This is a genomic window from Hymenobacter agri, assembly GCF_054778495.1.
On sequence record NZ_BAAGZM010000299.1, the window covers coordinates 1 to 5,068 of the forward strand.

A 5,068-nucleotide genomic window follows, 5' to 3' on the forward strand; every position below is an offset into this window, starting at 1 on the left:
CGAGCTGCTCGACCGCTACGGCTCAGGCCCGCTCGACGAGCTGTCCGACCTCGTCGTCATAGTGCCCACGCGCCGCGCCGTGGTGTATCTGAAAAATGAGCTGGCGCTGGCCCTGCCCGGCGCGGCCCCGCTGTGGGCCCCGCGCGTAGCCGCCATGGAAGACTACATGGTGGAGCTGGCCGGCGTGCAGGTGGAGGAGCCCATTGCCCTGCAGCTACTGCTCTACGACATTCTCAAGGGCATCGACACCAAGCTCGACTTCGACCAGTTTGTGGGTTGGGCCGGGCTGCTGCTCAACGACTTTTCCAACCTCGACCAGAACCTGGCCGACACCCACAAGGTGTTCGAATACCTGAGCGAAGCCAAGGCCCTCGAGCGCTGGGACCTGGCCGAGCTACCGCCCAAAAGCCTGGCCGCCGCACATTCCTTCAGCTTCTGGAACCAGCTGGAGCGGGTGTACCACGAGCTGAAGCGCCGCATGCTGGCCAACCACCTCGCCTATCCCGGCCTGGCCTATCGCCGCGCCGTGGAAAAGCTGAAAAAAACCCTGAAAGACCCCGCTGCGCCCGCGCCGGCCATGCACGTGTTCGTGGGGCTGGGCAATTTGTCGCAGTCCGAAGAAAAACTCATTCGGCTGCTGCTGAATGTGGGCCGGGCCGAAGTGCGCTTCGATGCCGACCCCTTCTACCTCGAAAAGAACTCGCCCAACCGCGCCGGCCAGCACCTGCGCCGCTACTACGAGCAGTGGAAGCTGCCGCTCGACAACTTCGGCGGCGGCGTGGAATACCTGCGCGGCCAGCCCCACCACGTGCGCTACCTCGGCGTGGCCAACCCCAGCATGCAGGGCAAGCTGGCCGGCCAGTTGCTGGCCGAAGCCCGCCGCAACCACCCCGACGCCACCGTGGCCGTGGTGCTACCCGACGAAACCCTGCTACTGCCCGTGCTGCACGGGCTGCCGCCCGACGAGGTGCCCGAATACAACGTGACCATGGGCCTGAGCTTCCAGGCCACGCCCCTGTTCAACCTGGTCGATTTGCTGTTCGAGGTGCACCTCACTGGCATCCGCGAAGGCAGCTCCGAAACCGGCTATGGCGTGCCGCGCTACCACCACCTTGCCGTGACGAAGCTGCTGTCGCACCCCTTCCTGCGCCGCTACCAGCAGTGGCAGGACCGCCAGGCCGATGAGCCACAGTACCACGGCATTCTGGACCAGATTTGCCGCGAAATTGTGCGCGTGAACGCCGTGCTGCTGCCCGCCGAGGAGCTGCTACGCATGGGCGCCCACCACCCGCTCATCGAGGCCCTGTTCAAAACCTGGGATAACTGCGACGACATTATTGCCGCCTGCAACACGCTGATTGAGTTGCTCAAGCAGGTTTATGCCAGCCAGCAGTCGGGCATCGAAGCCGAATACCTCTACCTGTTCTACACCCTCGTCAAGCAGCTCGATTCGGCCTTCGACTGCCGCGAGCAGCGCCTGTCGGTGCGCTCGTTCCGGCGGTTTCTGTACGAGCAGATGGGCCGCACCCGCCTGCCCTTCTCGGGCGAGCCGCTGGCCGACGTGCAGGTGATGGGCCTGCTCGAAACCCGGGCCCTCGATTTCGACCACCTCATCATCCTCAGCTGCAACGAGGGCGTGCTGCCGGCCCCCAAAAAGCAGCAGTCGCTCTTTCCCTACGACGTCCTCACTACCGCCAACCTGCCCACTTACGCCGATGCCGAGGCCATCACGGCCTACAACTTCTGGCGCCTGCTCCAACGGGCCCAACGCGTGGACCTGGTGCACGTGCTGCCCGGCGCCGAGGGCATGAAAAGCGGCGAGCGCAGCCGGTTTCTGCTGCAGTTGGAAAACGACCTGCTGCCGCAAAACCCGCAACTGGTGCTGGAAGACCTGACGGTTTCGGTGCCCGAAACCGGGTTAAGACTGAAGAGTGAAGAATTAGGAGTTGGCGATTTACCTCTTCACTCTCCACTCGTAACTCCTAACTCAGCCGCCGGCGACCTCATTCTCGAAAAAGACCCCGAGATGCTGGCGGCTCTGCGCGGCGTGCTGGAGCGCAACATCTCGCCCTCGCGCCTGAACGATTTTCTGGCCTGCTCGCTGCGCTTCTACTTCTCGAAGGTGGCCCGCTTCCACGAAAACGACACCGTGGAGGAAACCCTGGAAGCCAGCAGCTTCGGCACCATGGTGCACGAGGCGCTGGAAAACCTCATGCAGCCCTTCGCCCAGGATGCCCGCCCCATCACGGCCGATGACATTCCCGAGCTCATTCGCCAGGCCCCGGCCGAGGTGCAGAAGGCCCTACGCCAGGAAGAAACCGAAAAGCACGCCCGCGCCGAAGAAGGCCTGAACTACGTGTACGGTCAGGTAGCCACGCGCCTCGTGGTGCGCCTGCTCGAAAGCCTGACCGAGCAGCCCGGCCTGCTGCCCATCCGCCTGTTTGGGCTGGAGAAAGAGCTGGCCGCCACCGTTTTCGTCGACGTGCCGGGCCAGACGGAGCAGTTGGCTGTGCGCTTGTTCGGCTTCGCCGACCGCGTAGACGAGCTGCCCGACGGCCGCCTGCGCGTGGTCGACTACAAATCGGGCAAGGTGGAGCGGCGCGACCTGCAGCTGCGCGGCTCCGGCAACAAGCTCAGCCCCGCCGAAGCCACCGACCGCCTTCTGCACGAAGCCAGCAGCAGCGCCGACAAGGTGCGTCAGCTCTGGCTCTACCGCCTCATGCTGGCCCACACTGCCAAGCGTGAAACGGCCGACACGTCCATCCTCTCCCTGCGCAACATCAACGAAGGCCTGCTCTCAGCCGACCTCAGCTTCCTCACCGAAGGCGGCGAAGACTTCGTGCAGGTTTCCGAGGAGCTGGTGCGTAAAATTGCGCTCCGCATCCTCGACCCCGCCGAGCCCATCCGCAAAACCGACGACTTCACGAAATGCGAATACTGCCCCTATAAGGGCATTTGCGCTCGTTAGGTAACGCCTGTCAACCTGAGCGGAGCGAAGGACCTTCTCACGTTTGAACAAATTGTTCTGACGTGAGAAGGTCCTTCGCTCCGCTCAGGTTGACTGACGAACTTCCAATACTCACTCATTTTAAACCCATGCAAAACCACCCCAATAAAGACGAATTCATGCAAGCCGCCATCGACGAAGCCCGCCTGGGTCGCTCGCAGGGAGGTATTCCCATCGGCTCGGTGCTCGTGCGCGACGGCAAAATCATTGGCCAGGGCCACAACAAGCGCGTGCAGGAAGACTCCGCCATCAAGCATGGCGAAATGGATTGCCTCACCAACGCCGGCCGCCAGCGCAGCTACCGCGACACCGTCATCTACACCACGCTGATGCCCTGCTACATGTGCGCTGGCACCATCGTGCAGTTCAAAATCCCGAAGGTGATGGTGGGCGAAAGCCGCACCTTCGGCGAGTCGCGGGCCTTTCTTGAAAGCCACGGCGTAGAAGTGGTCGACTGCGATTTGCAGGAATGTGTCGACATGATGAACGAGTTCATCGAAGCCGAGCCGACTCTCTGGAACGAGGATATCATGGAGCTGTAGGGTTTCCGCATTCGATTGCAGGAAATTATTGGCCTGACAGCAAGCTTGGTGAGTGTACGCTTACTCAAAAGTGAGGCCCTACTCAAGCATCAGCGCCAATTGTTAGCCTACCTTTGCTCGCACTACCGGAAACCACCCCACTGACGGTTTCTAATTCCCAACAATTCCTACTCTTTTTTCCGGGTGCCTCCCACCCCATCCGGAGAATATTTGGTTGAAAGCCGTTCGGTCTTCCTGCTCGCAGGGAGCTACGTTATCCGGGTTTCAACGTGTTGCAGCCGGCTGCATCGACCCCTGTCGATGCAGCCGGCTGTTTCGCTTATGCGGGGGGTGGGGCGGCCAGGGTTCGGGCAGCTCAGGGCCCGATTTGCGGCTGGGTGGGCTGTTTTTGCGTATTCAGGCCGTTATTTGCTGCTTCATTCATCCGGGCCCGGCCATGACCAGTCATTCCAAAATCGAGCAGGCAGCCCTGCAGCTTTTCGGCGAGAAAGGCTACGATAACACCTCCACGGCCCTTATTGCCCGGCAGGCGGGCGTATCGGAGGCACTGTTGTTCAAATACTTCCTGAGCAAGGAAAAGCTTTTCGAGTACCTCATCAAGCAAGGCTTCCGCCGCATTGTGGAAGCCAACCGCGGCATTCTGGCCGAGAAAGACCCGCGCGTGCTCATCGAAAACGTCATCGACCTGCCCTACAAGCTGGTGCACGACGAACCCGACTTCTGGAAGATGCAGGATAAGGAGTTCAACCGGCCGCTGGTGCAGAAATATTTCCAGCGCTTCATGAGCCCCATCGACAACCTGCTGAAGCAGGCGTTTATCGAGGTGGGCGCGCCCAGCCCCGAGCTGACGACCCTACAGCTCCTATTGCTCATTCAGAGCCTGTGGCGCAACCTGTTGTACCCGCACGATGCCAACCTGCCCAAGCTGGCACAGCACCTCAAGCAGAGCTACGGCCTGAGCCGCTCGCCCGGGGAACGCTAGCAGCGCCGCCGCATTTCGGGGCCGGCGTGCATCCGTCGGCCTAAAATTTGCGTTGCTTCAAATGCGTTCATCTATCGCCGCCGCTTATGCCCCACCACGCCGTTCACCGCCTGTTGCGCCCGCTGCTGGTCTGGCGCGCGCGCCACATCAGCGAACGGATGTACATGCTCATTCTGAGCATTTTGGTGGGGGCCGGGGCCGGCCTGGCGGCGGTGCTGCTGAAAACGTCGGTACGCTGGGGCCAGCAACTGCTGCGCGATGGCATCACGGAGCCTAACCGGGTGTTTGCGCTGTCGCTGTACCCGGTGGTGGGCATTGGGCTCACGGCGCTGTTTACCAAGCTGTTTCTGGGCGGGCAGCTGGGGCGGGGCATCGCGCCCATCATCTACAACACGGCCCGCGAGGGCAGCGTGGTGCCGCGCTCGAAGCTGTATTCGCAGCTCGTCACGGCGTTTCTGACGGTCACGTTTGGTGGCTCGGCCGGCACCGAGGCCCCGATTTCGGTGACGGGTGCGGCGCTGGGCTCCAACGCCGGCC

At 62.2% G+C, this 5,068-nt stretch carries 3 protein-coding genes and 1 pseudogene; all 4 read left to right on the forward strand.

All coding sequences use genetic code 11. From position 1 onward, the window contains the following. Nucleotides 1-2,968, forward strand: a 2,968-nt coding sequence (locus ACYVDE_RS14145; protein WP_460502190.1) for a PD-(D/E)XK nuclease family protein, incomplete at its 5' end; no start/stop codon positions are given. 128 nt (nucleotides 2,969-3,096) lie between these two features. Then, nucleotides 3,097-3,549 carry a nucleoside deaminase gene (locus ACYVDE_RS14150; protein ID WP_241934265.1) on the forward strand — a complete coding sequence of 151 codons (453 nt, stop codon included), beginning with the start codon at nucleotides 3,097-3,099 and terminating at the stop codon, nucleotides 3,547-3,549. 436 nt (nucleotides 3,550-3,985) lie between these two features. Next, complete coding sequence (locus tag ACYVDE_RS14155; protein WP_460502191.1) at nucleotides 3,986-4,531, forward strand: TetR/AcrR family transcriptional regulator; 546 nt, start codon at nucleotides 3,986-3,988, stop codon at nucleotides 4,529-4,531. A gap of 86 nt (nucleotides 4,532-4,617) precedes the next feature. Beyond that, nucleotides 4,618-5,068, forward strand: a pseudogene (locus ACYVDE_RS14160) (chloride channel protein); the annotation flags it as partial.

What these genes read in the sequence shown, in the direction of transcription:
- ACYVDE_RS14150 (WP_241934265.1), top strand. Translation starts at nt 3,097, where the DNA reads ATGCAAAACCACCCCAATAAAGACGAATTCATGCAAGCCGCCATCGAC.
- ACYVDE_RS14155 (WP_460502191.1), top strand. Translation starts at nt 3,986, where the DNA reads ATGACCAGTCATTCCAAAATCGAGCAGGCAGCCCTGCAGCTTTTCGGC.